This is a genomic window from Hydrogenophaga sp. PML113, assembly GCF_001777155.1.
GTDB classification, from domain to species: domain Bacteria; phylum Pseudomonadota; class Gammaproteobacteria; order Burkholderiales; family Burkholderiaceae_C; genus Hydrogenophaga; species Hydrogenophaga borbori.
Window position 1 is genome coordinate 111,033 of record NZ_MIYM01000009.1, and the last position, 26,468, is coordinate 137,500.

Below are 26,468 nucleotides of genomic sequence, written 5' to 3' on the forward strand. Positions count from 1 at the left end.
GCGCCGGAGGGGTTCTCTGGTCATCAGGCCAGGGCGCGTTGGATGAGGATCTTCTGCACGTCCGAGGTGCCTTCGTAGATCTGGCACACGCGCACGTCGCGCCAGATGCGCTCGACCGGGAAGTCGCTCACGTAGCCGTAGCCGCCGTGCACCTGGATGGCGTCGCTGCACACGCGTTCGGCCATCTCGCTGGCGAACAGCTTGGCCATGGCCGCCTCCTTCAGGCAGGGGCGCCCGGCGTCGCGCAGCGCGGCCGCGTGGAGCACCATGGCGCGCGCCACCTCGATCTGCGTCGCCATCTCGGCCAGGCGGAAACCCACCGCCTGGTGGTTGAAGATGGGCTGGCCGAAGCTCTCGCGCTGCTTGGCGTAGGCCAGCGCGCAGTCGAAGGCGCTGCGCGCCATGCCGACGCTCTGCGCCGCGATGCCGATGCGCCCGCCCTCCAGCGCCGACAGCGCGATCTTGTAGCCCTCGCCCTCCGCGCCGATGAGGTTGTCGGCCGGGATGCGGCAGTTCTCGAAGTTGATCTGCGCCGTGTCGCTGCTGTGCTGGCCCACCTTGTCTTCCAGCCGCGCCACCACATAGCCCGGTGTGTCGGTGGGCACCACGAAGGCGCTCATGCCACGCTTGCCCGCGGCCTTGTCGGTCACGGCGATCACGATGGCGAGCTGGCCGTTCTTGCCGCTGGTGATGAACTGCTTGACACCGTTGAGCACGTAGTCGCCGCCCTGCTTCACCGCGGTGGTGCGCAAGGCCGAGGCGTCCGAGCCCACGTGCGGCTCGGTGAGGCAGAACACGCCCAGCATCTGGCCGGCGGCCAGCGGACGCAGCCAGCGCTCCTGCTGCCGGGCGCTGCCGTAACGCATGAGGATGGCGTTGACGGGACAGTTGGTGACGCTGATGGCGGTGCTGGTGCCGCCGTCGCCGGCGGCGATTTCCTCCAGCACCACGGCCAGGCTCACGTAGTCCAGGCCGGCACCGCCCAACGATTCGGGCACGCAGATGCCGTAGGCGCCGAGTTCGGCGAGGCCGCGGTGCACGTCGGCCGGGAAGTGGTGCTCCTGGTCCCACTTCGCGGCGTGGGGCCAGAGCTCGGCCTGGGCGAAGGCGCGCACCGCCTCGCGGACGGCTTCCTGGTCGGGGGTCAGCAGCATGTCATTCCTTATCGGGACTCTGTTCCTGGACCAGCTGCGCGAGGTAGCGCGCGCGCATGGCCTCCTGGGTTTCGGTGGGCGCGGCGAGCCCCATCTGGTCGCTGATCATCTGGTTCATGGTCGGCAACGCGTCGCGCGCGGGCCAGCCCGCCGGCTCCCACAAGCGCGAGCGCATGAAGGCCTTGGCGCAATGCAGGTAGACCTCGCGCGCCGCGACTTCGATCACCAGCTTGGGCCGCTGGCGCTCCCGGGCGAAGCGGTCCACGAACTCGGGCTCGTCGCGCAGGCGCGCGCGGCCGTTGATGCGCAGCGTCTCTTCCACGCCGGGCACCAGGAAGATCAGCGACAGGCGCGGGTCGGCGATCAGGTTCTCCAGCGTGTCGAGCCGGTTGTTGCCGCCCGAGTCGGGCAGCAGCAGGGTGTGCTCGTCGAGCACCTTCACGAAGCCGGCCTCGCCGCCACGCGGCGAGGCGTCGAGCAGGCGGCCGTTGGCGCCGCCGCTGGCGAGCACGCAGAAGGGCGACAGCGCGATGAAGCGGCGGGCGTGCGCGTCGATGCGCGACAGCTGCTTGCGGCGCGCGCGCTCGCCCGGGGCGGCGTAGAGGCCGCGCAACTGTTCGAGGGTCTGGATCATGGAAAGCCCCTGGCTCACCAGCCGTCGAACGGCCGGCCGTCGTGGTCGATGAAGCGACCGCCCTCGCGGGGCGTGAGGCGCGCGAGGGTGCGGCGCATGTCCGCCACGCTGCGCTCGGGCGAGAGCGGGGCCGAGGCTCCGCCCATGTCGGTCTGCACCCAGCCGGGCGAGATGGCGACGAGGATGGCCTCGGGGTAGTCGTGCTGGGCCGAGGCCACCGCCATGTTCAGCGCGGCCTTGCTCGCGCGGTAGACCCAGCCGCGGCTGTCGGACACGCCCGCGATCTGCGCCATGGCGCTGGACAGGAAGGCGAAGCGCCCGTGCGCGGCCTCCACCAACGGGGCCACCTGCGGGATCACCTGCATGGCGCCCAGCAGGTTGGCGTGCATGGCGTGGTCGAAGGCCTCGCGCGTGGGCGGCGTCCGTGCGCTGCCCTGCGGGAACACGCCCGCCACGTACAGGGCCACGTCGATCTTCTCGCCCTCGAGCTGCCAGGCCAGGCCGCTCACGCTGTTGGGCTCGGCCACGTCCACGCGCAGGGCCTCGGCACCGAGTTCGCGCAGGCGCGCCAGGCCGGCGTCGTCGCGCGCGGTGGCGATCACGCGCTCACCGGCCTCGCGGTACTGGCCCACGAATTCGAGGCCGATGCCACGCGAGGCGCCGATGACCAGAACGGTGGCCATGCGGGTCAGAGGGGAGGCGACCCAGGGGCACCACGGAACCGGCGTTGCCGGGCCGTCGGTGCCGCCCCCCCAAGGGGGTCGCGCGAAGCGCGGCGGGGGTGGTTCACAGCAGCTCGATGGCCATCGCCGTGGCTTCGCCGCCGCCGATGCACAGCGTGGCCACGCCGCGCTTGCCGCCACGCGCCTGCAGCGCGTGGATCAGGGTGACCAGGATGCGCGCGCCGCTGGCGCCGATGGGGTGGCCCAGGGCGCAGGCGCCGCCGTTGACGTTGAGCTTGTCGTGCGAGACCTTGAGCTCGGCCATCAGGGCCATGGGCACCACGGCGAAGGCTTCGTTCACTTCCCACAGGTCGACATCCCCCACCTTCCAGCCGGTGGCGGCCAGCAGCTTCTGCGTGGCGTGGACGGGCGCGGTGGTGAACCAGTTGGGCTCCTGCGCGTGCGTGGCGTGGCCGACGATGCGGGCGATGGGCTTGGCGCCCAGGCGCTGCGCGGTGGAGGCCTTGGCCAGCACCAGCGCGGCGGCGCCGTCGTTGATGGAGGAGCTGGAGGCGGCGGTGATGGTGCCGTCCGTCTTGAACGCCGGCTTGAGCGCGGGGATCTTGTCGAGCTTGATCTTGCCCGGGCCTTCGTCGATGGAGACCACGCGCTCGCCGCTGCGGTCCTTCACGGTGACGGCGGCGATCTCTTTGGCGAAGGCACCGCTCTCGGTGGCGGCCTTGGCGCGCGACACCGAGGCGGTGGCGAAGGCGTCCTGCTGCTCGCGCGTGAAGGCGTACTTGGCGGCGCAGTCCTCGCCGAAGGTGCCCATGCTGCGGCCGGGTTCGTAGGCGTCTTCCAGGCCGTCGAGCATCATGTGGTCGAAGATGCGGTCGTGGCCCATGCGGTAGCCGCCGCGGCCCTTGAGCATGAGGTAGGGCGCGTTGGTCATGCTTTCCATGCCACCGGACACCATGAGCTGGGCGCTGCCGGCCATCAGCATGTCGTGCGCCAGCATGGTGGCCTTCATGCCGGAGCCGCACATCTTGGACAGCGTGACCGCGCCGGTGGACAGCGGCAGCCCGCCCTTGAGCGCGGCCTGGCGCGCGGGCGCCTGGCCCTGGCCGGCCATCAGGCAGTTGCCGAACAGCAGCTCGTCGACGCCCTTGGGGTCGACGCCGCTGCGTTCGATGGCGGCCTTGATGGCGACGCCGCCGAGGTCGTGCGCGGCCAGCGGCGAGAAGTCGCCCTGGAAGGCGCCCATGGGCGTGCGCGCGGCGCCGAGGATAACGATGGGATCGGACATGGTGTACTCCTTGGTTCGAAAGATCGGTCGAGAACGGTGGCGGCGCGCGGGCGGCGGAACTCAGCCGCGCGAGCGGTCCTTCACGCCGGCCACGGCCTGGCGGTGCACCGCCTCCAGGTCGGCGTTGCCGCGCACGGTCATGCGCAGGTCCTGCACCAGGCCGTCCTTGAGGCCGTAGACCCAGCCGTGCAGGGCCACGGCCTGGCCGCGTTCCCAAGCGTCCTGCAGCACCGTGGTCTGCGCGACGTTGACCACCTGCTCGATGGCATTGAGTTCGCACAGCGCGTCGTGGCGGTGCGCCTCGGGCAGCGCGGACAGCAGCGTGGCATGCTTGTCGCGCACGTCCTTGATATGGCGCAACCAGTTGTCCGCCAGCCCCACGCGGGTGTCGCGCAACGCGGCCTGCACGCCGCCGCAGCCGTAGTGGCCCACCACCATGAGGTGCTCGACCTTGAGCACGTCCACCGCGAACTGGACGGTGGACAGGCAGTTCAGGTCGGTCGGCACCACCACGTTGGCCACGTTGCGGTGCACGAAGACCTCGCCCGGGTCCAGGCCGGTGATTTGGTTGGCGGGCACGCGGCTGTCGGAACAGCCGATCCACATGTAGCGTGGGCTCTGCTGCTGCGAGAGCTTGGTGAAGAAGCCGGGGCGTTCGGCCTCGATCTGGGCCGCCCAGCGCCGGTTGTGATCCAGCAGGTGTTGAAGGTCGTCGCTCATGGAAGGATTGTGCTGCCTGCCGCCCGCCGGGCGGCTTACATGGTTTCGGCGAAGAGTTCGCGGCCGATGAGCATGCGGCGGATCTCGCTGGTGCCGGCGCCGATCTCGTAGAGCTTGGCGTCGCGCCACAGGCGGCCCAGGGGGTACTCGTTGATGTAGCCGTTGCCGCCGAAGATCTGCACGCCTTCGCCGGCCATCCAGGTGGCCTTCTCGGCCGTCCACAGAATGACGGAGGCGCAGTCCTTGCGCACGCGGCGCACGTGCTCGCTGCCCAGCGTGTCCAGGTTCTTGGCCACCGTATAGGCGAAGCTGCGCGCGGCCTGCAGCACGGTGTACATGTCGGCCACCTTGCCCTGGATGAGCTGGAACTCGCCGATGCTCTGGCCGAACTGCTTGCGGTCGTGGATGTAGGGCACCACGTTGTCCATCACCGCCTGCATGATGCCCAGCGGCCCGCCGGTGAGCACGGCGCGCTCGTAGTCCAGCCCGCTCATGAGCACCTTGGCGCCGTTGTTGAGGCCACCCAGGATGTTCTCCGCCGGCACCTCCACGTTCTGGAACACCAGCTCGCCGGTGTGGCTGCCGCGCATGCCCAGCTTGTCGAGCTTTTGCGCGATGGAGAAGCCCTTCATGCCCTTCTCGATGAGGAAGGCCGTGACGCCGCGCGCGCCCAGCTCGGGCTCGCTCTTGGCGTAGACCACCAGGGTGTCGGCGTCGGGGCCGTTGGTGATCCACATCTTGCTGCCGTTGAGCAGGTAGTAGCCGCCCTTGTCCTCGGCCTTGAGCTTCATGCTGATGACGTCGGAGCCCGCGCCGGGCTCGCTCATGGCCAGCGCGCCCACGTGCTCGCCGCTGATGAGCTTGGGCAGGTACTTCTGGCGCTGCGCGTCGTTGCCGTTGCGCTTGATCTGGTTGACGCACAGGTTGGAATGCGCGCCGTAGGACAGGCCGACCGAGGCGCTGGCGCGGCTGATCTCTTCCATGGCGACCATGTGCGCGAGGTAGCCCATGTTGGCGCCGCCGTAGGTGTCGGGCACGGTGATGCCCAGCACGCCGAGCTCGCCCATCTTGCGCCACAGGTCCATGGGGAACTGGTCGCTGCGGTCGATCTCGGCCGCGCGCGGCGCGATCTCGGCCTGCGCGAAGTCGCGCACGGCGTCGCGCAGGGCGTCGATGTCCTCGCCAAGCTGGAAGTCGAGGCCGGGCAGTTGGGTCATGGAAAGTCTCCTGTGGGTGTTGGTGTGGGAGGTGTCAGCCGCGCACCTTGTCGCGGCCCAGAACGGTCATGAGGGTGCAGCCCATGGTGGCCACGAGCTTCTCCCGGCCCTCGTGCAGGGCATAGGCCTGGCCTTCGGCCACGGTGACGGTGCGCCCGGGCTTGATGACCGTGCCGACCATGCGGAACGACTCGCCCTGCGCGGGCGCGAGCAGGTTGATCTTGAACTCGATGGTGAGCACGGCGGCGTCGGCCGGCATGAGCGAGAACCCCGCGTAGCCGCAGGCCGAGTCGAGCGCCGTGGACACCATGCCCGCGTGCAGGAAGCCGTGCTGCTGCGTGAGGCGCGCGGCCCATGGCAGGGTGATGACCACGCGCCCCGGCGCCACCTCGGCCAGCGAGGCGCCCAGGGTGTCCATGGCGGCCTGGCGAGCGAAGCTCTCGCGCACACGCGCTTCGTAGTTCGGGTCCTGGGCCTGGAAGGGGGTGCTCATCGGTGCGGGGCTGCGCGGCCCGGGGGATGGGAGAGCCCCGATTCTAGGTTGACGTTTACGTAAACGTCAAACCAGCGGTCGACCGGGCCGCCGGCGGCTCAGGCGCCCTTGCGCTCGATCTTGGTGAGCAGGGCGCGCGCCTCCTTTTCGTGCGCCTTGACCTCGTCGAGGTTGGCCACCAGATCGGCCATCTGCCCCTCGAGCTGGCGGCGGTGCTCGGCCAGCACGGCGAGGAACTTGCGCAGCTGCGGCCCGGTGTCGCGCGGGCTGTCGTACATGTCGATGATGTCCTTGGCCTCGGTGAGCGACAGGCCCAGGCGCTTGGCGCGCAGCGTGAGTTTCAGGCGGGTGCGGTCGCGCGCGCTGTAGACGCGGTTGCGCCCGCCCGGGCCTTCGCGCAGCGGCTGCAGCAGGCCCACGTCTTCGTAGAAGCGGATGGCGCGGGTCGTCAGGTCGAACTCTCTCGCCAGATCGCTGATGGTGTAGGTCGGGTTGGTGGCCATGTGCCGGGCGGGTGTCGGGTGGCGGACAGAGGAGGGAACGGTGGCTCCGTAGAATGCCCTTTTCTTGACGTTTACGTCAACGTCAAGGCGCGCGCATCTTACTGAAATCATTCCCCCACGCCATGAGTCTCACCCGCGATCAGCTCGAAGCCCGGCTGCACTACCCCCTGGGCACCACCCTGCCCGAGCCTGGCCGCGCCCTGGTGGTGGCACCGGGGGTGAAGTGGATCCGCATGACGCTGCCCTTCGCACTCGACCACATCAACCTCTGGCTGCTGCGCGACACCCTGGACGGCCGCGAGGGCTGGACGGTGATGGACTGCTGCATCGCCCGCGAGGAGGCCAAGGCGCAGTGGGAGCAGGTGTTCGCCAACGAGCTGGACGGCCTGCCCGTGCTGCGCGTGATCGTGACGCACATGCACCCGGACCACATCGGCCTGGCGCACTGGCTGTGCGAGAAGTGGGACTGCCGTTTGTGGATCAGCGCCACCGACCACGCGATGGCGCGCCTGGGCACCCAGACCACCACCGGCTTCGGCGGCGACGCGGCGGCGGCCTACTTCGCCAGCCACGGCCTCACGGACCCCCAGAGCGTGGCCAAGGTGCGGGCGCGCGCCGGCTACTACCCGAACCTGGTGCCGTCCGTGCCCGCGCAGTCGCGCCGCCTGCTCGACGGCCTGGCGGTGCGCATCGGCGAGCACGACTGGCGCTGCATCAGCGGCTACGGCCACGCGCCCGAGCACATGGCCCTGTGGAGCGAGTCCCTGGGCGTGCTGATCAGCGGCGACATGATCCTGCCGCGCATCTCCACCAACGTGAGCGTGTACGAGCAGGAGCCCGAGGCCGACTCACTCCAGCGCTTCCTCGACTCCATCGACAAGTTCCTGCCGCTGCCCGAGCACACGCTGGTGCTGCCCTCGCACGGGCGGCCCTTCACCGGCCTGCATGAGCGCATCGCGCAACTGCACGCGCACCACGACGAGCGCCTGGCCGAGGTGGTGGCGGCCTGCCGCGAAAAGCCCCTGAGCGCCTTCGACGCGCTGCCCGTGCTGTTCCAGCGCCAACTGGACCTGCACCAGACCACCTTCGCCATGGGCGAAGCGGTGGCGCACCTGAACCGGCTGTGGCACGCGGGCACGCTGGCGCGCACCCGCGGCGCCGACGGCGTCTGGCGCTTCAGCCCTCGGTGAAGGGCAGCGCCGCGTCCTTGAGCGCGCGGCGGCGCTCGGCGTGATCGGGCATCACGCTGGCGACCACGTCCCAGAAGCGTGGGCTGTGGTCCATGTGGTGCAGGTGGCTGAGTTCGTGCACCACCACGTAGTCGATGGCGTCCATGGACAGGTGGATGAGCCGCCAGTTGAGGCGGATGCGTCCGTCGGCGCTGGCGCTGCCCCAGCGCGTGTCGGCGTTGGACAGGCTCAGCCGGGTCCATTGCACGCCCAGGCGCGGCGCGAAGTGATCCAGGCGCTGCGTGAACACGGTGCGCGCGTGGCGCATCAGCCAGGCCTGCGCGGCGTCGCGGATCTGCGCCTCGCTCGCGTGGCGCGGCAGGCCGACGCGCAACACGCGCGCGGCCGCATCGAAGGCGCCGCCGCGGCCCGAGAAGCCGTGCGCCGGATCGAGTGCCAGGCGCACCGGCTCGCCCAGCAGCGGCAGCTCGGCGCCGTCGGCCCAGCGGATGCGCGAGCTGGCCTGGCGCTCGGCGCGCTCGCGCGCCTCGGCCAGCTTGTCGAGCACCCAGCCGGCCTTTTCCTGCAGCACGGCCTCCACATCGCCCAGCGTGCTCCAGCGCGGGGCGCGCACGCTCAGGCCCTCGGCGCCCACGCTCAGGCCGATGGTGCGGCGCTTGCCGCGCAGGAATTCGTAGCCCACCTCGGCCCCGCGCAGGCGCACCAGGCGGTTGGCGCGCGGGTGGTGCCAGGTGCCGGGCTGGAAGACCTCGGCCAGCGGCAGCGCGTGGTCGGTACCGACCGGGGCGGCCGGGGCCGATGGGGCCGATGGGGCCGGCGCGGCGCGCGGCGGCCCGGGCTCGGCGGGGCCGAACAGATCGAACGCCAGCTGCACGAAGCCCTTCATGGCTTCTATCGATAGGCCTCGGGGTCGAGCCGGCGCATCTCGCCTTCGATCCAGGCCTCGACCTCGCGCATGAGCTCGTCGGCCTCGCGGCCCTGGCTGGGGATGGGCTTGCCGATGGAAAAGTCCACCACGCCAGGCCGCTTGATGAAGGCCTTGCGCGGCCAGCACTTGGCCGAGGTCACGGCGATGGGGATGACCGGCGCGCCGGTGGCCACGGCCAGGCGCGTGCCGCCGGTCTTGTAGCTGCCCTTCTGGCCGCGCGGGATGCGCGTGCCCTCGGGGAACATGATCACCCAGGTGCCCTGGTCGAGCAGGCGCTGGCCCTGCTCGACCACCTTGTTGAAGGCCTGGGTGCGCTTGCTGCGGTCGATGTGGATCATGTCCAGCCGGCCCATGGCCCAGCCGAAGAAGGGCACGTAGAGCAGCTCCTTCTTGAACACGTAGGCCAGCGGGTGCGGCATCAGCGTGGGCATGGCGAAGGTTTCCCAGGTGGACTGGTGCTTGAGCAGCAGCACGGCCGGCGCGGTGCTGCCCACGGGCAGGTTCTCCAGGCCCGTGACGCGGTTGCGGATGCCCAGGATCAGCGTGCCGCTGTGCACCGCCACGCGCAGCCAGTTCGCGCACATCCAGTACAGCGTGGTGCTGCTCACGAAGGGCGAGACGATCACCACCGCCAGCCCCCAGGGGATCACGGTGATCACCATCACCAGCAAATGCAACACGGAGCGCAGGAAGTGGATGGCGATCATGCTCGGGGGTCAGGCGGTCGGCTTGGAAGGGGGTGGGACCTGGGCCAGCAGCCAGTCGGCAAAGGCGCTGAGGTCGGCGTGGACCTGGGTGGCGGGCGGCAGGCCGGCGATGGTGGCGCCGGGCTGGCCGCCCAGCGTGGCCGACTGGCCGGTGAGCAGCAGGTGCGTGGCGCAACCGGCGGCGGCGCCAGCCTGCACGTGGCGCAGCGAGTTGCCGGCGGCCACGACCTCGGCCAGGGGCACGCCGAAACGCGCGCCGATCTGTTGGAACAGGCCGGGCGCGGGCTTGCGGCAACCGCAGGCGTCTTCGGGCGCGTGCGGGCAGATGAAGATGGCCTCCACCCGCGCGCCGGCGGCGGCCAGCAGGCGGTGCATCTTGAGGTGGATGGCGTTGAGCGAGGCCATGTCGAACAGGCCGCGGCCGATGCCCGACTGGTTGGTGGCCAGCACCACGCGCCAGCCGCCGTGGTTGAGCCGCGCCACCGCCTCGAGCGCGCCCGGCAAAGGCTCCCATTCGTCCGGCGACGCCACCTTGTCGTCGCGGCCGCGGTTGAGCGTGCCGTCGCGGTCGAGGATGAGAAGCTTCATGATCCCTTCCCATGCAGGGCGTCCGCGTGGCGCCGGCGGGCCCAGGCTTCGATGCTGCCGACCGGGTACTGGGTGCCATCGAGTTGGCGGATGCGTTCGATGAGGACGTTCACATCCAGATGGCCTTGCTCGAACAAGGCCCGCAGGAACTCGGCGTCCTTCTCGCGCCCGGCCACGCATTTGGACACGGCCAGATCGTGCAAATCGGGGCAGATGGCCGTGATGTCGCCGAAGTAGTGGAAGACCGCGCGGTCCATCCAGTCGGCCGGCATCACGGCCGTGTCCGGGCTGACCCCATCGGCGTGGTAGCCGAACTCATCATGGAACGGCGAGAGCGCGCCAAGCGCACCATCGATCAGATCGGCCTTGTCGGGAGCAACAGCGGGATACAGGTCGATCTCTTCGGACAAGGTCAACCGTCCCTCTGGCTGCTCCAGCAGCAACAGCACCGCTTGACTACCGACCAGCACGAAGCTCTTCTCGCCGGAAATCTCGGCGGCAGCGCGCAGCACATGGGCGAGCTGGGTCCGTTTCATTGCGCCATGGCTTCCCGGCGAAGGCGCTGCCGCTCTTCGTCCGGCAGCACGAAGCCGAGCGGGGACATACCCCGCAAGGTCGCCGCGTGATCGCCGTCGGCGCAAACCGCCTGGGTCAGCCGCGACACGTCCCGCGCGAGCAGCAGTTGCCGCCACTCCTCGCGGTAAGGCGTCGATCCATTCGACAAACCCGAGGCTTCCCAACGGTCCAGCACGGCCAGCGCGCGATCGATCAGCTCGGGCGACCGGGCCACCCGTTGCAAAGCCTCCCGGTGGAAAGCCAGGGTGAAGCGCTCAATCTGACGCGGGGTGGGCATGGCGCAATGGTAGTGGCGTCCGGTGATCTCAGGCCAGCCGGGACAGGTCGGCCACGCGGTTCATCGCGCGGTGCAATTGTTGCAGCAGGGCCAGGCGGTTGGCCTTGAGCGCAGGCTCGTCGGCATTGACCATGACACCGTCGAAGAAGGCGTCGACCGGCTCGCGCAGCGCGGCCAGGGCTTGCAGGCTGGCGGTGAAGTCGCCGGCCTCGAACTGAGCGTCGGCGCCGGGCACGGTGGCCTGCATGGCGTCGAACAGGGCTTTCTCGGCGGGCTCCTTCAGCAGGCCAGCGTTGACCGACTCGCCCACGCCCTCGGACTTCTTGAGGATGTTGCCGATGCGCTTGTTGGCCGCCGCCAGGGCCGGGGCCTCGGGCAGCGCGGCGAAGGCGCGCACGGCCTTGATGCGCTGACCGGTGATGTGGCCGATGGGTGGCTCAAGACTCAGTACTGCATCAACAGTGTTTGCGCCAAAAAGCGCAGTCAGTTGGTTTGCGTACCGCTCGAAAACAAACTGGCGAACCTCATCCGCCACACCCTCACCTACCTGGTTCGCCTTGAACGTTGATGCGGCAAAGCGAAGCAGCTCAGCAAGCGAGAACTGCTGCTGCCCCCCTCCGTCTAGGGACGACGCGAGGTTGAGAAGCTCTATGGTCTTTAGCACCGTCAGCGCGTGGCGACGCAGAGCAAACGGGTCCTTGTCACCCGTAGGCTTCAAGCCAATGCCCCAGATGCCCACCAACGTCTCTGCACGATCGGCCAAAACCAACGCGGCAGAAACAAGGTTGTCTGCGTCAGCGGTCTCCGAGCGATTCAGAACGTACTGATCGGCAATCGCTTGAGCGACGTCTGGGTCCTCACCGTCGTGCCTAGCGTAGTAACCGCCCATGATGCCCTGCAACTCCGGGAACTCGCCCACCATGTCGGTCAGCAGATCGGCTTTGGCCAGCAGCGCCGCGCGGTCAGCACGCTTCGAGTCGGCGCCGATCTTGTCGGCCACCCATTTCGCAATCGCGCGCACGCGCTCCACGCGCTCGCCCTGCGTGCCGAGCTGGTTGTGGTAGACCACCTTGCCCAGGCCCTCGACGCGCGATTCCAGCGTCTTCTTGCGGTCCTGGTCGAAGAAGAACTTGGCGTCGGCCAGGCGCGGGCGCACCACGCGCTCGTTGCCGCCGATGACCGCGCTGGCGTCGGCCGGGCGGATGTTGCTGACCACCAGGAACTGGTTCGTGAGCCGGCCTTGCGCGTCGAGCAGGGGGAAGTACTTCTGGTTGGCCTTCATCGTGAGGATGAGGCACTCCTGCGGCACGTCGAGGAACTGCTTCTCGAATTCGCAGATGAGCACGTTCGGGCGCTCGACCAGCGCGGTCACCTCGTCGAGCAGGGCCTCGTCCTCGATCGGGCGGCAGCCGCCGCCCACGCGCGCGGCGGCCTCGGCGAGCTGGCGCGCGATGTCGGCACGGCGCTCGGCGAAGGAGGCGATGACGGCGCCGTCCTGGGCGAGCGTGTCGGCGTAGGCATCGGCGTGGGCGATGGGCACGGGATCGACGCGGGCCTCGAAGCGGTGGCCGTGCGTGGCATTGCCGGCCTTCAGGCCCAGCGCCTTCACGGGCACCACCTCGGCCCCGTGCAGTGCCACCAGACCGTGCGCGGGGCGCACGAACTGCACGCTGTCCCAGCCCGGCAGGGCACAGCCGGACTCGAGCTGGTAGGTCATGACCTTGGGAATGGGCAGTTGCGCGATGGCCTCGTCAAGCGCCTTCTGCAGGCCCGCGGCGAGATCGGCGCCGGGCGCCACGCTGTCGAAGAACAAGGCCTCGGCCTTGCCGTCCATGGCGCGGCGCAGGCCGGCCACGGCCGAGGCGTCGGCGCCCAGGCCGGCCAGGCGCTTGAGCAGCGCCGGCGTGGGCTGGCCGCTGGCGTCCAGCCCCACCGAGACCGGCATGAGCTTTTGCGAGACGGGCTTGTCGGCGGCGCGCGCGAGCACGCCCGTGAGGTGCGCGGCCAGGCGGCGCGGCGAGGCAAAGGGCGTCACGGTGGCGTCGGCCGGCGCCAGGCCCTGCGCCTTGAGGCCTTGGGCCAGGCCGGTGGCGAAGGCCTCGCCGAGCTTCTTCAGCGCCTTCGGCGGCAGTTCCTCGACAAACAGTTCGACGAGCAGGTTCTGTGCGGACATCGTTGTTCTTCTCTTCCCGGCTCAGGCGGCCTTTTTCTCGATCTGCGCCACCCACTCGCGCGGCGCCATGGGGAAGCCCAGGCGCTCGCGGCTCTCGTAGTAGCTCTGGGCCACGCTGCGCGCGAGGTTGCGGATGCGGCCGATGTAGGCGGCGCGTTCGGTCACGCTGATCGCGCCGCGCGCGTCCAGCAGGTTGAAGCTGTGCGCGCACTTGAGCACCTGCTCGTAGGCCGGCAGCGCGAGCCGCTCGGCCATCAGGTGCTTGGCCTGCTTTTCGTGCGCGGCGAAGGCGGTGAACAGGAAATCGGCGTCGCTGTGCTCGAAGTTGTAGGTGGACTGCTCCACCTCGTTCTGCTTGTAGACGTCGCCGTAGCTCAGGCCCTCGGTCCAGGTGAGGTTGTAGACGTTGTCCACGCCCTGCAGGTACATGGCCAGGCGCTCCAGGCCGTAGGTGATCTCGCCGGTGGCGGGGCGGCAGTCGATGCCGCCGACCTGCTGGAAGTAGGTGAACTGCGTCACCTCCATGCCGTTGAGCCAGACCTCCCAGCCCAGGCCCCAGGCGCCCAGCGTGGGGTTTTCCCAGTCGTCCTCGACGAAGCGGATGTCGTTCTTCTTGAGGTCGAAACCCAGGGCCTCGAGCGAGCCCAGGTAGAGCTCCAGGATGTTGGCCGGCGCCGGCTTGAGCACCACCTGGTATTGGTAGTAGTGCTGCAGGCGGTTGGGGTTCTCGCCGTAGCGGCCGTCCTTGGGGCGGCGGCTGGGCTGCACGTAGGCGGCCTTCCAGGGTTCGGGGCCGATGGCCCGCAGGAAGGTGGCGGTGTGGCTGGTGCCGGCGCCCACCTCCATGTCGTAGGGCTGCAGCAGCGCGCAGCCCTGGTTGGCCCAGTACGTCTGCAGCGTGAGGATGATTTGCTGGAAGGTCAACATGCGCGTGAGGCCCGCGCGTGGGCGGGCCGGCGGAAAGGGAGAGGTCTTGTTGGGGGTGCGCGGTGCGCCGCCCAGGCGGGCCACCGGCGGAATGCGCGATTTTACGGGCCGGGGGTCGGTCCGGCCGGGCTCAGCGCCGCCGCGTGCGGCCGCCCCGGCGGCCCAGGTGGCGCAGCGAGGCGATGACCAGCAGCAGCGCGCCGCAGACCACCCACAGCGGCATCAGGCCCCAGCGCGCGGCCCATTGCGCGTAGGGCGTGAGGCCGCTGCGACCCTCCACCGTGGCCTCCAGCCGGCCGCGCTCCAGGCGCGGCAGCAGCTGTGTGACCACGCCGCGGTGGTCGATGGCGGCGGTGGCGCCGGTGTTGGTGGCGCGCAGCATCGGCCGGCCGAACTCCAGCGCGCGCAGGCGCGAAATCTGCAGGTGCTGGTCGATGGCGATGGAGTCGCCGAACCAGGCGATATTGCTGAGGTTCACCAGCACGGTGGGCGCGCCTTCGGCGGTGGCGAAGCCGGCGGCGATCTCCTCGCCGAACAGGTCCTCGTAGCAGATGTTGGGTGCGATGCGCTGGCCCGCCCAGGTCCAGGGCGCCTGGGGCAGCGCGCCGCGCGCGAAGTCGCCCAGGGGGATGTTCATCATCTGCGTGAACCAGCGGAAGAAGGGTGGGATGAACTCGCCGAAGGGCACCAGGTGGTGCTTGTCGTAGCGGTGCACCTCGGGCGACTGGGCGTTGGCCAGGGCACGGCGCGCGGCGGCGGGGGTGAAACCCCAGGTGGAATTGGTGTAGCCGGTCTCCAGGCTGCCCAGGGGCAGGCCGGTGAGCACGGCGGCGGCCTGCGGGCCGGTCTGCGCGGCGATGGGCTGCAGCAGCGGCTGCCAGAAGGCGGCGCCCAGCTGCTCGGGCAGCAGGGGCACGGCGGTTTCCGGCGCCACGATGAGCTGGGGCCCGTCGGCGCGCGCGCTGGCGGCCGCGATGCCCTCGCGCATCTGGCGCGGGTACCACTCCAGCGCCTGGGCCACGCCGGTGCCAGGCACGAACTTCTGGTCCTGCGGAATGTTGCCCTGCAGCAGCCAGACGCGCAGCGGACCGGTGCCGGCCGTCTCGGTCTGGCCCAGGCCGCGCCAGCGCTCGCCGCCTCCCAGGCAGCTGATGACCAGCAGCAGCACCACCAGCCAGGCCAGGGCGCCGCGCGCCACGGTGAACGGCGACCAGTGGCGCGCCTGCACGCGGGCGGTGGGCGGCGTGGACACGTAGACGCCACCGGCGTTGCGCACGGGCACGGGCCGCACGGGCTGGCGCATCCAGGCCAGGGCGGCGTGCACCGCCCAGGTGAGGACCGAGGCCAGCACATAGGCCAGGATGGCCGCGATGAAGCCCATGCCGTAGACCCCGACCAGCGGCGCCCATGGCGCCATCAGGTCGACCTGGGCGTAACCGCCCGCGCCCCAGGGAAAACCGGTGAAGAGCTGGCCGCGCGCAAGCTCGGCCAACGTCCAGGCGGCGGCGAACATCAGCGCCTGTGCGCTGCGCGCCAGCGGCGCCCAGGCGCAGAGGAAGCCCACGGCCAGGGCGTAGTACAGCGCCAGCGCGCCGGCCAGCGCCAGCACGGCCAGGGCGGCCAGCCAGGCCGGCAAGCCGCCATAGGTGTTCATGGAGATGAACAGCCACCAGAAGCTGCCGGCCAGCCAGGCGGTGGCGAACAGCCAGCCGCGCCACATGGCCTGCCCCACGCGCGTGGCGAACTGCAGCGCAAGCACCAGCAGGGCCAGCGACACGATCTGCAGCCCGCCGCTGGGCTGCCCCGGCACCAGGCCCGGCGGCACCCAGGCCGCCGTGGGCCAGGCGATGGCGGCGGCCTGGCCCAGGCCCCCCAGCAGACAGACCCAGAAGAACAGGAAACCCGCCAGCCGCGAACCGCGCCCGGGCGGGCGGCGCGTCATGGGGTGGAAGCTCGAGGGGGTGTGGAGCGATCCGAAAAGGCTGCGCATGGGCCGTGGGTTGGGGGAAGGGGGTCAGGGCTCGGCGGGCACCGGCGCCACCTTGAACCACTTCACGGCACCGCCCTTGGCGTGCAGCACGGTGAAGCGCAGGCCCTCGATCTCGTGCGCCTCGCCGCGCTTGGGCACGTGGCCCATGGTGTGCGCGATCAGGCCGCCGATGGTGTCGAAGTCCTCGTCGGAGAGGTGGAGCTCGAAGGCCTCGTTGATGCGTTCGATCGGGGTGTCGCCACTGACGCGCCAGGTGCTGTCGGCCAGCGCGAAGACGTCGCCAGCGTCCTCGTCGACGTCGAACTCGTCCTCGATCTCGCCGACGATTTCCTCCAGCACGTCCTCGATGGTGATGAGGCCGGCGACGCGGCCGAACTCGTCGATGACGATGGCCAGGTGGTTGCGGTTGCCGCGGAACTCGCGCAGCAGGTCGTTCAGGCCCTTGCTCTCGGGCACGAAGGTGGCCGGGCGCAGCAGGGCGCGGATGTTGAGCGAAGGCGCGCGCTGCAGCTTGAGCAGGTCCTTGGCGAGCAGGATGCCGATGATGTTCTCGCGCTCGCCCTCGTAGACCGGAAAGCGCGAGTGCGCGGTGTCGATCACCAGGTGCAGCAGCTCGTCGTAGGGCGCGTCGATGGCGATCATGTCCATGCGCGGCGCGGCCACCATGACGTCGCCGGCGGTCATGTCGGCGATGCGGATCACGCCTTCGAGCATCACGCGGGATTCGGCGTTGATGATGTCGTTGTCCTCGGCCTCGGCGAGGGTCTCGATCAGCTCGTCCTTGGAGTCCGGCCCGGGGTTGATGAACTCGACAAGCTTCTGCAGGAATCCGCGTTTGTCGGGGGGCCGCAGGCCGCGCTGCGGCCCGCTACTGGGGGGGTGGTCGGCCACTGGGGGAGACGGTGGTTGTAACAACGGGCGAGGATACCCCATGGGTTTGAAGGGACAAACCCCTGGCGCGCCGGTGGCGCACCCGGTCCGGCCGCTCAGCCGCGCGCGCGGTCGCGGGCGTCGCGCACGCCTTGGCGGATCTCCTGCAGCAGGCGGATCACGCCCCAGAACTGCTTGGCCTGGGCCTTGAGGTGGTAGTCGGTCACGGCCACTTGGTCGCTGAGCAGTTCGCTCACGCGCGAGTCGAAGTCGGCCGGCGGCAGGCGCAGGTGGGCCTCGGTCTCGGAGCCGGCGCGCTCCAGCACCGCGCCAGCGTTGCGCGCGATCTTGAGCATGGCCGTGTTCTCGGACAGGGCGTGGATGAAGAGCTGGGAGACGCCCTCGTTGCGCGCGTGCGTGACGGCGCGCTCGAACAGCCGGCTGCCGTAGCCCTTGCCGCGCGAGGCCTTGGCCACCGAGACGCCGAACTCGGCGCAACTGCGCAGCTGCGGGTCGACCGAGAAGGCCAGGTGGGCCATGGCGATGAGGTGCAGGCGGCGGTTGAAGATGCCGAAGACCGCGTCGCGGTCGAAGTCCAGGCGCTCGGCGTAGCGGCCGATCTGCTCGTCGGTGGCGGCGTAGCCGAAGCGCAGGTAGCGGTCGGAGGCGTCCAGCGAGAGCAGGTGCCGCACGATCTCGGCGCGGTGGCCGCTGTCGAGCGCGCGGATGGGCACCGTGCCGCTGTCGGTTCGGTCGTCGCGGGGCGGGGCGGGGTCGCGGGTCGCCATGGGGTGTGCCGGCTGGGGAAAGCGCCCAAGTCTGGCCGCAAGCACCGCCACGCGCAAGCGCCCGCGCCCCGGGCGCGGCGCCCGCTCAGAGCGGCAGCGCGGTGGTGCTCTTGACGCGGTCCATCACGAAGCTGGTCTTGCAGTCCTGCACGCTGGGGTGCTTAAGCAGCGTGTCCATCATGAAGCGCGAGTAGGCGGCCATGTCGGCCACCACGAGGCGCAGCTGGTAGTCCATGTCGCCGGTGAGCGCCACGCACTCCACCACCTCGGGCCAGGCCATCACGCTGGCGCGGAACTCGTCCATGGGGTTGCGCTTGTTGCCCTCGGCGTGCTTTTCCAGGCGCACGCTCACGTGGGCCGTGAGGCCCAGGCCCACGGCCTCGGGCCGCAGCAGGGCCACGTAGCGCGCGATCACGCCCGACTCTTCCAGGCGGCGCACCCGGCGCAGCACAGCGCTGGCCGACAGGCCCACGGTCTCGGCGACCTGGTCGTAGGTGGCGCGTCCATCGGCCTGCAGGCTGCGCAGGATGGCGCGATCGAGCTTGTCCAAGGCTTCCATCGCCGGCATTGTGCAGAAATCCTGCGTGATGGACAAATGGCGCGCCCACAAACGCCGGAATCGTGACACCCTGCGCCGATACAGTGGCCCATCCCCCAGACCCCACGAAGGAGACCGCCATGAACGCCGCCCTGCCCGCTTCCGCCACCGCCTTTCAGGGCTGGGACAACCCCATGGGCACCGACGGGTTCGAGTTCATCGAGTACGCCGCGCCCGACCCCGTGGCCATGGGCGCGCTGTTCGAGCGCATGGGCTTCAAGGCGATCGCCAAGCACCGCCACAAGGCCGTGACCCTGTACCGCCAGGGCGAGATCAACTTCATCATCAACGCCGAGCCCGACAGCTTCGCGCAGCGCTTCGCGCGCCAACACGGGCCCAGCGTCTGCGCCATCGCCTTTCGCGTGAAGGACGCCAAGGCCGCCCACGAGCGCGCCATCTCCCTGGGCGCCTGGGGCTACGCGGGGCAGGCCGGCCCGGGCGAGTTGAACATCCCCGCCATCAAGGGCATCGGCGACTCCATCATCTATTTCATCGACCGCTGGCGCGGCAAGAACGGCGCCAAGGACGGCGACATCGGCAACATTGGTTTCTACGACGTCGACTTCGAGCCCTTGCCCGGCGCCGAGCTCGCCCCGGTGGGCCACGGCCTCACCTACATCGACCACCTCACGCACAACGTGCACCGCGGCCGCATGGCCGAATGGGCCGACTTCTACGAGCGCCTGTTCAACTTCCGCGAGGTGCGCTACTTCGACATCGAAGGCCAGGCCACCGGCGTCAAGAGCAAGGCCATGACCAGCCCCTGCGGCAAGATCCGCATCCCGATCAACGAAGAGGGTAACGAAAAGTCGGGCCAGATCCAGGAGTACCTGGACCGCTACCACGGCGAGGGCATCCAGCACATCGCCATGGGCTCGACCAATTTGTACGACACGGTCGACGCGCTGCAGATGGCGGGCGTGAAGCTGCTGACCACCAGCGAGACCTACTACGAGCTGCTGCCCAAGCGCATCCCGAATCTGGCCGAGGACATCGAGGCCCTGAAGCAACGCAACATCCTGGTGGACGGCGCGCCCGGCGAACTGCTGCTGCAGATCTTCAGCGAGAACCAGCTCGGCCCCATCTTCTTCGAGTTCATTCAGCGCAAGGGCAACCAGGGCTTCGGCGAAGGCAACTTCAAGGCCCTGTTCGAGACCATGGAGCTCGACCAGATGCGCCGCGGCGTGCTGCAGAAAACCTGAGCATCCGGCGGAAAACACCATGGCCGTCGAACCCGTCGTCTACGGCGCCAGCGAGCGCCCCCCGCGCGGGGACTATTCGCGCGCCCGCGACGACTACACCTGCCCGCAGAACTGGTCGGCCTACACCGAGGCCGACCACGACACCTACCGCCGGCTCTACGAGCGCCAGAGCGCCCTCTTGCCCGGCCTGGCCGCGCAGGCCTTTGTCGACGCCCTGCCCGCCCTCGGCGTGCGCGACCGCATCCCGCGCTTCGACGAGATCAACGAGCGCCTGCGCCCGGCCACCGGTTGGGAAATCGTGGCCGTGCCCGGGCTGATCCCCGAGCGCCCCTTCTTCGACCTGCTGGCCCACCGCCGCTTCCCGGTGACCGACTGGATCCGCACGCCGCAGGAGTTCGACTACATCGTCGAACCCGACGTCTTCCACGACCTGTTCGGCCACGTGCCCCTGCTGTTCAACCCGGTGTTCGCCGACTACGTGCAACGCTACGGCCAGGGCGGGCTGAAGGCGCACGACCTCGGCGCGGGCGAGCTGCTCTCGCGCCTGTACTGGTACACCATCGAATTCGGGCTGATCCGCGAGCCGCAGGGCCTGCGCGCCTATGGCGCCGGCATCCTCAGCTCGTCTGGCGAACTGCGCCACAGCGTCACCAGCCCGCGCGCGCGGCGCATCGCGCTCGACCTGGTGCGCTGCATGCGCACCCGCTACAAGATCGACGACTACCAGGCCACCTACTTCGTCATCGACAGCTTCGAGCAGCTCTTCGACATGACAGCGCCCGACTTCACGCCGATCTACGACACCGTGCGCTCGCTCGGCGAATTGCCGGCCGACGCCAGCATCGCCAGCGACTCGCCCATCACCCTCGGCTGAAACGCCAGGTCCACGTGCGCCGCGCCCGGCACCAGCCGGTTGTCGGCGCCGGGCAGCGTGGCGGTGGGTGCCGGGAACACGATGTTGTCGGTGTCCGCGTACCAGCACACGAAGCCGGCGTAGGGCAACTCGCCGCGCTGCGCGCGCTCGCGCTCGGCGAGCTGGCCCAGCCAGTCCCCGTCCACGCGCATCTGGCGGCCATTGACGACGCGGCTGAAACGGCTGATCCAGGTCCCGCGGTGCGGGCTGCCGATGGTGACCACCCTGGCCACGCGCGCGGCATTGCGCGGATCGGCCACCAGCCAGGCGCGGGCCGCGAGGCCGCCCATGCTGTGGCACACCAGGGTCGGCCGGTCGGTGCCCAGCCGCTCGGCGCGCCGAACGGCCCCCTCCACCAGCGGCACATAGTCGTCGATCGAGCCGAACACCGGCTCCAGGTTGACCGTCGCATAGGCCAGGCCCCGTTCGCGCAAGGCGCGCAGCCAGGGCAGCCAGAAGCCCCGGTTGCACACGAAGCCATGGATCAGCACCACCGCCCCACCGGGGCCCGGCATCGGTGCCGGGGTATCCGGCAAGAGACGCCAGCGAAAGGGTTGGCGCCAGGCGAACACCCGGGGGGCCACCAGCACCTCGCGCCACCAGGCGCGCACACAGGCGGTCCAGGGCGTGACCGCGCCGCGGCCCTGGCGGCGGGTGTCCTCGCGGTTCACCCAGGCCGCCAGCGCGCATTCGACGCCCAAGGCCAGGGCGTGCCCGAACAGCACGGTCGCCGCCAGCAGCAGCGCCCCGGTCGGGTGCCCGCGCCACCACAGGCCCACCGCCAACAGCAGCAACAGGCCTGCGCCGCACACCAGCAAACGCTGCAGGTCGGCCAGGGCCGAGCGGGCGGTAGGATGTGGTGTCGGCTCGCGCATGCACCGACTATCTCACGCCAACAGCATTCATCGCCGCCGATCACGCCAGGTTTCACCTGCACATGAGTTTCAACACGGCTTTCGCCGACCAGATCCGCGCCCACCTGCACAGCGTGGCCGCGCTCCGCCAGGGGGCCCTGGGCTCGCCCGCCCATGCCGCCGCGGTGCACACCGTGAAACGGCTGCAGGCCCGGCGCTTCCGCGCCAGCTACGCCGACCTCGCCATCGATCCGCGCACCCAGCCGGCGGTGCGCTTCTTTCTGGAGGAGCTGTACGGTGAACACGACTTCTCCCGCCGCGACGAGCAGTTCGGGCGCATTGCCGGCGCGCTCGAACGCCTGTTCCCTGCCGCCGTTGCCCAACTGGCGGTCGATCTGACCGAAATTCACGCGCTCACCGAGCGGCTGGACGATGCCCTCGCCGGGCACTGGCTGGGCCAGGCCGAAGGCACGCCCATCGCCGAGCGCTACACCCTGGCCTGGCGAGCCTGCGGCGCCCGCGGCGAGCGCGAGCGCCAGTTGGCCGTGGTCCAGCACATGGGCCAGGAGCTACAGCGGCTGACCCGCATGCGCTCACTGCGGCTGGGCCTTCGCATGATGCGCAAACCCGCAGAAGCGGCCGGCCTGGACGCCCTGCAGCACTTTCTCGAATCCGGCTTCGATGCCTTTGCCGCGCTCGGCGACGCCTCCGCCTTCCTGCACACCATCGCCGAGCGAGAAGCCGGCTGGATCGACTGCCTGTTCGACGCGCCGCTGGCCGAGGCCTGTCGCCGACTCGACGCCGAGTGGTCACGCGCACCGGCATAGGGTGCCGGTCCGACCCACAATCGCCCATGCCCCACGCACCCGCCCTCGCCCACGCCATGCCCAGAGAGCCCTTGGCGGCGCTGGGGATCCAGGTGCTGGAGCGGGGATGGCTGTCGGCCAACAGCGTGGTCGTGCGCACCGAGGCCGGTGGCCTGGTGGTGGACACAGGCTACGCCAGCCACGCCGAGCAGACCGTGACCCTCATCCGACAGGCCCTTGGCGATCAACCACTGGAACGGGTGGTGAACACCCACTTGCACAGCGACCATTGCGGCGGCAATGCCGCGCTGCTGGACGCTTGGCCCGGTGCCCGGGTCGCCATCCCGCCCGGACAGGCCTTAGCGGTTCGCCATTGGGACCCCGTCGCCTTGACCTACGTGCCCACCGGCCAGTTCTGCCCGCGCTTTGACTACGACGAGCTGTTGCACCCGGGCGGGCATCTGCGCACCGGTGCCCTGCGATGGGAGGTGCGCTCAGCCCCAGGCCACGACCCTCACGCCATCCTGCTGCACGAGCCCGAACATGGCGTCCTGATTTCCGGCGATGCCTTGTGGGGCAATGGCTTCGGTGTTGTCTTTCCGGAGCTGGACGGCGTCGATGCGTTTGATGAGGTCGGCGCCACCCTGGACCTGATCGAGTCGCTCGCTCCCTCGACCGTGATCCCTGGCCATGGCCCCGTCTTCCAGGGCGAGCAGGTCGGTATCGCCCTTGCCCGGGCCCGCAGCCGCCTGGACCAATTCCAGCGCGATCCCGCCAAGCACCGATCGCACGCACTCAAAGTGCTGGTGAAATTCAAGATGCTGGAATGGCAACGCGTTGAACTGGCCCAACTGCAAAGCTGGTTTGCCGCGTCGGACTACTTCCTCCGCATTGCGCGAATGGACCACCCGGGAACGCCATCGGAGGTGCTTGACACGCTGCTGGGCGATTTGGTTCGGGTACAAGCGCTCGCCATCGACGGCGCTTGGGTTTGCAATTGTTGACCGCCTCCTGCGACAACCCATAACAAGGTCGGCGGTATTGGACACAAAACTTTTGGATACCCCAAAAAGACAAACCCCCAACCGATTGGTTGGGGGTTTGGTTGTAAGAGCCTGACGATGACCTACTTTCACACGGGAATCCGCACTATCATCGGCGCAAAGGCGTTTCACTGTCCTGTTCGGGATGGGAAGGAGTGGGGCCACCTTGCTATGGTCGTCAGGCATAACGGGTTGCTTGGCTGCTGATTGGTTCAGCCAAGCGGATTCATAGAGTCGTGATCCGCGCATGTTGCGGCGGATCGATCAGCGTTTCATTTGATTGCGACAACGATTGGCATATCGTTGCATTTGCTGTTGATGTGAGACATCAAAGTTATAGGGTCAAGCCGCACGGGCAATTAGTACTGGTTAGCTTAACGCATTGCTGCGCTTCCACACCCAGCCTATCAACGTCGTGGTCTACGACGACCCTTCAGGGGGCTCAAGGCCCCGGCAGATCTCATCTTGGAACGAGTTTCCCGCTTAGATGCTTTCAGCGGTTATCTCTTCCGCACTTAGCTACCCGGCAATGCCACTGGCGTGACAACCGGTACACCAGAGGTGCGTCCACTCCGGTCCTCTCGTACTAGGAGCAGGCTTCCTCAAATCTGCAGCGCCCACGGAAGATAGGGACCAAACTGTCTCACGACGTTTTAAACCCAGCTCACGTACCTCTTTAAATGGCGAACAGCCATACCCTTGGGACCGGCTACAGCCCCAGGATGAGATGAGCCGACATCGAGGTGCCAAACACCGCCGTCGATATGAACTCTTGGGCGGTATCAGCCTGTTATCCCCAGAGTACCTTTTATCCGTTGAGCGATGGCCCTTCCATACAGAACCACCGGATCACTATGTCCTGCTTTCGCATCTGCTCGACTTGTCAGTCTCGCAGTTAAGCACGCTTATGCCATTGCACTATTAGCACGATGTCCGACCGTACCTAGCGTACCTTCGAACTCCTCCGTTACGCTTTGGGAGGAGACCGCCCCAGTCAAACTGCCTACCATGCACTGTCCCCGATCCAGATAATGGACCTAGGTTAGAACCTCAAACACACCAGGGTGGTATTTCAACGTTGGCTCCACCCGATCTAGCGACCGGGCTTCAAAGCCTCCCACCTATCCTACACAGATCTGTTCAAAGTCCAATACAAAGCTACAGTAAAGGTTCATGGGGTCTTTCCGTCTTTCCGCGGGGAGATTGCATCATCACAAACATTTCAACTTCGCTGAGTCTCGGGAGGAGACAGTGTGGCCATCGTTACGCCATTCGTGCAGGTCGGAACTTACCCGACAAGGAATTTCGCTACCTTAGGACCGTTATAGTTACGGCCGCCGTTTACTGGGACTTCGATCAAGAGCTTGCACCCCATCAATTAATCTTCCAGCACCGGGCAGGCGTCACACCCTATACGTCCACTTTCGTGTTTGCAGAGTGCTGTGTTTTTAATAAACAGTCGCAGCCACCTATTTTTTGCAACCCGTTCGTGCTTCGTTGTTCACTACACACTACTAGGGCACACCTTCTTCCGAAGTTACGGTGTCAATTTGCCGAGTTCCTTCTCCCGAGTTCTCTCAAGCGCCTTAGAATACTCATCTCGCGCACCAGTGTCGGTTTGCGGTACGGTCGATCACAAGCTGAAGCTTAGTGGCTTTTCCTGGGACCTCGTTCAGTTACTTCGCGAGCAAGCTCGCTCGATCGGCAGCCTCGGTATATGCGCGCCGGATTTGCCTGACGCACGCCTACTTCTGCCTAAACCGGGACATCCAACACCCGGATAACCTATTAAGATCCGTCCCCACATCGCACTTGTGATCGGTGCAGGAATATTGACCTGCTTGCCATCAGCTACGCATCTCTGCCTCGCCTTAGGGGCCGACTCACCCTACGCCGATGAACGTTGCGTAGGAAACCTTGCGCTTACGGCGAGCGGGCTTTTCACCCGCTTTAACGCTACTCATGTCAGCATTCGCACTTCTGATACCTCCAGCAGCCTTTACAAGCCACCTTCACAGGCTTACAGAACGCTCTCCTACCACTCGCCATTGCTGGCGAATCCGCAGCTTCGGTAACTGGCTTGAGCCCCGTTACATCTTCCGCGCAGGACGACTCGATCAGTGAGCTATTACGCTTTCTTTAAATGATGGCTGCTTCTAAGCCAACATCCTGACTGTTTTAGCCTTCCCACTTCGTTTCCCACTTAGCCAATTTTAGGGACCTTAGCTGGCGGTCTGGGTTGTTTCCCTCTTGAGTCCGGACGTTAGCACCCGGTGCTCTGTCTCCCAAGCTGTACTCATCGGTATTCGGAGTTTGCCTTGGTTTGGTAAGTCGCCATGACCCCCTAGCCAAAACAGTGCTCTACCCCCGACGGTAATACTTGAGGCACTACCTAAATAGTTTTCGGAGAGAACCAGCTATTTCCAGGTTTGTTTAGCCTTTCACCCCTATCCACAGCTCATCCGCTAGTTTTGCAACACTAGTCGGTTCGGACCTCCAGTACCTGTTACGGCACCTTCATCCTGGCCATGGATAGATCACCTGGTTTCGGGTCTACACCCAGCGACTGAATCGCCCTATTCGGACTCGGTTTCCCTGCGCCTACCCTATTCGGTTAAGCTCGCCACTGAATGTAAGTCGCTGACCCATTATACAAAAGGTACGCCGTCACCCTTGCGGGCTCCGACTTTTTGTAAGCATGCGGTTTCAGGATCTATTTCACTCCCCTCCCGGGGTTCTTTTCGCCTTTCCCTCACGGTACTTGTTCACTATCGGTCGATGATGAGTATTTAGCCTTGGAGGATGGTCCCCCCATCTTCAGACAGGATTTCACGTGTCCCGCCCTACTTTTCGCAAGCTCAGTACCACACAGGTCTTTTCGCGTACGGGGCTATCACCCACTATGGCCGCCCTTTCCAGAGCGTTCCGCTAAGTCTTGTGCTATCACTTGCAGGCTCCTCCGATTTCGCTCGCCACTACTTTCGGAATCTCGGTTGATGTCTTTTCCTCGAGCTACTGAGATGTTTCAGTTCACCCGGTTCGCCTCGTGCACCTATGTATTCAGTGCACGATACCTTTCGGTGGGTTTCCCCATTCGGAAATCTCCGGATCAAAGCTAATTTGCCAGCTCCCCGAAGCTTATCGCAGGCTATCACGTCCTTCGTCGCCTATCATCGCCAAGGCATCCACCACATGCTCTTATTCACTTGACCCTATAACTTTGACGTCTGCGCCACGTTGCCGCCGCACAAACCTCGCCGCCACATCATCAAGCAAATGCTTGCCGGGTCTTTCACCCGGCGCGTTATGCCGCATCCAATTTGCTTTAATCAAATTGAATATTCGTTGA

General features: G+C 67.6%; 25 protein-coding genes and 2 rRNA genes. 5 read left to right on the forward strand and 22 right to left on the reverse strand.

What is annotated here, in order from left to right; translation table 11 throughout:
• Positions 1-23: 23 nt before the first annotated feature.
• From BHU06_RS17155 to BHU06_RS17190, 8 genes are all read right to left on the reverse strand, one after another.
• Positions 24-1,154 (reverse strand): acyl-CoA dehydrogenase family protein, encoded by a 1,131-nt coding sequence (locus BHU06_RS17155; RefSeq protein ID WP_070400431.1) that lies wholly within the window; start codon positions 1,152-1,154, stop codon positions 24-26.
• A 1-nt stretch (position 1,155) separates the two neighbouring features.
• On the reverse strand, positions 1,156-1,788 hold the full coding sequence (locus BHU06_RS17160; RefSeq protein WP_070400432.1) for a pyridoxamine 5'-phosphate oxidase family protein: 633 nt from the start codon (positions 1,786-1,788) through the stop codon (positions 1,156-1,158).
• 14 nt (positions 1,789-1,802) lie between these two features.
• Positions 1,803-2,471: an SDR family oxidoreductase gene (locus tag BHU06_RS17165; RefSeq protein ID WP_070400433.1), complete on the reverse strand. Its 669-nt coding sequence runs from the start codon at positions 2,469-2,471 to the stop codon at positions 1,803-1,805.
• A 103-nt stretch (positions 2,472-2,574) separates the two neighbouring features.
• Positions 2,575-3,756 carry an acetyl-CoA C-acyltransferase gene (locus BHU06_RS17170; RefSeq protein WP_070400434.1) on the reverse strand — a complete coding sequence of 394 codons (1,182 nt, stop codon included), beginning with the start codon at positions 3,754-3,756 and terminating at the stop codon, positions 2,575-2,577.
• A 60-nt stretch (positions 3,757-3,816) separates the two neighbouring features.
• Entirely contained in the window at positions 3,817-4,476 is a 660-nt protein-coding gene (gene can, locus BHU06_RS17175; RefSeq protein WP_070400435.1) for a carbonate dehydratase, read from the reverse strand.
• 35 nt (positions 4,477-4,511) lie between these two features.
• Positions 4,512-5,693 carry an isovaleryl-CoA dehydrogenase gene (locus BHU06_RS17180; protein ID WP_070400436.1) on the reverse strand — a complete coding sequence of 394 codons (1,182 nt, stop codon included), beginning with the start codon at positions 5,691-5,693 and terminating at the stop codon, positions 4,512-4,514.
• A gap of 34 nt (positions 5,694-5,727) precedes the next feature.
• On the reverse strand, positions 5,728-6,186 hold the full coding sequence (locus BHU06_RS17185; RefSeq protein ID WP_070400437.1) for a PaaI family thioesterase: 459 nt from the start codon (positions 6,184-6,186) through the stop codon (positions 5,728-5,730).
• Positions 6,187-6,284: 98 nt separating this feature from the next.
• Entirely contained in the window at positions 6,285-6,689 is a 405-nt protein-coding gene (locus BHU06_RS17190) for a MerR family DNA-binding transcriptional regulator (RefSeq protein WP_070400438.1), read from the reverse strand.
• Positions 6,690-6,811: 122 nt separating this feature from the next.
• Between BHU06_RS17190 and BHU06_RS17195 the strand changes: the two genes are divergently transcribed.
• Positions 6,812-7,879: an MBL fold metallo-hydrolase gene (locus tag BHU06_RS17195; RefSeq protein WP_070400439.1), complete on the forward strand. Its 1,068-nt coding sequence runs from the start codon at positions 6,812-6,814 to the stop codon at positions 7,877-7,879.
• Here the strand turns inward: BHU06_RS17195 and BHU06_RS17200 are convergent.
• The 11 genes from BHU06_RS17200 to BHU06_RS17250 all read right to left on the reverse strand — a co-directional run bounded on the left by BHU06_RS17200 (position 7,866) and on the right by BHU06_RS17250 (position 18,262).
• Entirely contained in the window at positions 7,866-8,765 is a 900-nt protein-coding gene (locus BHU06_RS17200) for a M48 family metallopeptidase (RefSeq protein WP_070400440.1), read from the reverse strand. The genes BHU06_RS17195 and BHU06_RS17200 overlap by 14 nt on opposite strands.
• Before the next feature lie 5 nt (positions 8,766-8,770).
• Entirely contained in the window at positions 8,771-9,505 is a 735-nt protein-coding gene (locus BHU06_RS17205; RefSeq protein WP_070400511.1) for a 1-acyl-sn-glycerol-3-phosphate acyltransferase, read from the reverse strand.
• 18 nt (positions 9,506-9,523) lie between these two features.
• Positions 9,524-10,102 carry a D-glycero-beta-D-manno-heptose 1,7-bisphosphate 7-phosphatase gene (gene gmhB / locus BHU06_RS17210; RefSeq protein ID WP_070400441.1) on the reverse strand — a complete coding sequence of 193 codons (579 nt, stop codon included), beginning with the start codon at positions 10,100-10,102 and terminating at the stop codon, positions 9,524-9,526.
• Positions 10,099-10,638, reverse strand: coding sequence for a DUF6036 family nucleotidyltransferase (locus BHU06_RS23050; protein ID WP_070400442.1), 540 nt, complete (start codon positions 10,636-10,638; stop codon positions 10,099-10,101). Before BHU06_RS23050 ends, gmhB begins: the two co-directional genes overlap by 4 nt.
• Positions 10,635-10,955 (reverse strand): hypothetical protein, encoded by a 321-nt coding sequence (locus BHU06_RS17220; protein WP_070400443.1) that lies wholly within the window; start codon positions 10,953-10,955, stop codon positions 10,635-10,637. The genes BHU06_RS23050 and BHU06_RS17220 overlap by 4 nt, the downstream gene beginning before the upstream one ends.
• 28 nt (positions 10,956-10,983) lie before the next feature.
• Positions 10,984-13,128: a glycine--tRNA ligase subunit beta gene (gene glyS, locus BHU06_RS17225; protein ID WP_070400444.1), complete on the reverse strand. Its 2,145-nt coding sequence runs from the start codon at positions 13,126-13,128 to the stop codon at positions 10,984-10,986.
• A 21-nt stretch (positions 13,129-13,149) separates the two neighbouring features.
• Positions 13,150-14,055 carry a glycine--tRNA ligase subunit alpha gene (gene glyQ / locus BHU06_RS17230; protein ID WP_070400512.1) on the reverse strand — a complete coding sequence of 302 codons (906 nt, stop codon included), beginning with the start codon at positions 14,053-14,055 and terminating at the stop codon, positions 13,150-13,152.
• Between the two features lie 130 nt (positions 14,056-14,185).
• Positions 14,186-15,997, reverse strand: a complete 1,812-nt coding sequence (gene lnt, locus BHU06_RS17235; RefSeq protein ID WP_070400445.1) for an apolipoprotein N-acyltransferase — start codon at positions 15,995-15,997, stop codon at positions 14,186-14,188.
• 72 nt (positions 15,998-16,069) lie between these two features.
• On the reverse strand, positions 16,070-16,936 hold the full coding sequence (locus tag BHU06_RS17240; protein ID WP_175442878.1) for an HlyC/CorC family transporter: 867 nt from the start codon (positions 16,934-16,936) through the stop codon (positions 16,070-16,072).
• A 95-nt stretch (positions 16,937-17,031) separates the two neighbouring features.
• On the reverse strand, positions 17,032-17,703 hold the full coding sequence (locus tag BHU06_RS17245) for a GNAT family N-acetyltransferase (protein WP_070400446.1): 672 nt from the start codon (positions 17,701-17,703) through the stop codon (positions 17,032-17,034).
• 85 nt (positions 17,704-17,788) lie between these two features.
• Positions 17,789-18,262: an Lrp/AsnC family transcriptional regulator gene (locus BHU06_RS17250; RefSeq protein ID WP_070400514.1), complete on the reverse strand. Its 474-nt coding sequence runs from the start codon at positions 18,260-18,262 to the stop codon at positions 17,789-17,791.
• A 119-nt stretch (positions 18,263-18,381) separates the two neighbouring features.
• On the opposite strand from BHU06_RS17250, the gene hppD reads away from it, so the two are divergent.
• Together hppD and phhA are read left to right on the forward strand one after the other, a co-directional pair.
• A complete protein-coding gene (gene hppD / locus BHU06_RS17255) occupies positions 18,382-19,503 on the forward strand; it encodes a 4-hydroxyphenylpyruvate dioxygenase (RefSeq protein ID WP_070400447.1) in 1,122 nt (373 codons plus the stop codon).
• A gap of 19 nt (positions 19,504-19,522) precedes the next feature.
• On the forward strand, positions 19,523-20,377 hold the full coding sequence (gene phhA / locus BHU06_RS17260) for a phenylalanine 4-monooxygenase (RefSeq protein ID WP_070400448.1): 855 nt from the start codon (positions 19,523-19,525) through the stop codon (positions 20,375-20,377).
• Here phhA and BHU06_RS17265 read toward each other — a convergent pair.
• A complete protein-coding gene (locus tag BHU06_RS17265; protein WP_070400449.1) occupies positions 20,299-21,291 on the reverse strand; it encodes a triacylglycerol lipase in 993 nt (330 codons plus the stop codon). The two genes, phhA and BHU06_RS17265, sit on opposite strands and share 79 nt — an antisense overlap.
• Before the next feature lie 62 nt (positions 21,292-21,353).
• On the opposite strand from BHU06_RS17265, the gene BHU06_RS17270 reads away from it, so the two are divergent.
• The gene (locus tag BHU06_RS17270; protein WP_070400450.1) at positions 21,354-22,097 is read left to right on the forward strand and encodes a hypothetical protein; all 744 of its coding nucleotides are present in this window, start codon (positions 21,354-21,356) and stop codon (positions 22,095-22,097) included.
• A 26-nt stretch (positions 22,098-22,123) separates the two neighbouring features.
• Entirely contained in the window at positions 22,124-23,080 is a 957-nt protein-coding gene (locus BHU06_RS17275; RefSeq protein WP_254668197.1) for an MBL fold metallo-hydrolase, read from the forward strand.
• 109 nt (positions 23,081-23,189) lie between these two features.
• Here BHU06_RS17275 and rrf read toward each other — a convergent pair.
• Both rrf and BHU06_RS17285 read right to left on the reverse strand, forming a co-directional pair.
• Positions 23,190-23,302: ribosomal RNA gene (rrf, locus tag BHU06_RS17280) — 5S ribosomal RNA — on the reverse strand.
• Positions 23,303-23,457: 155 nt separating this feature from the next.
• Positions 23,458-26,331: ribosomal RNA gene (locus tag BHU06_RS17285) — 23S ribosomal RNA — on the reverse strand.
• Between the last annotated feature and the right edge of the window lie 137 nt (positions 26,332-26,468).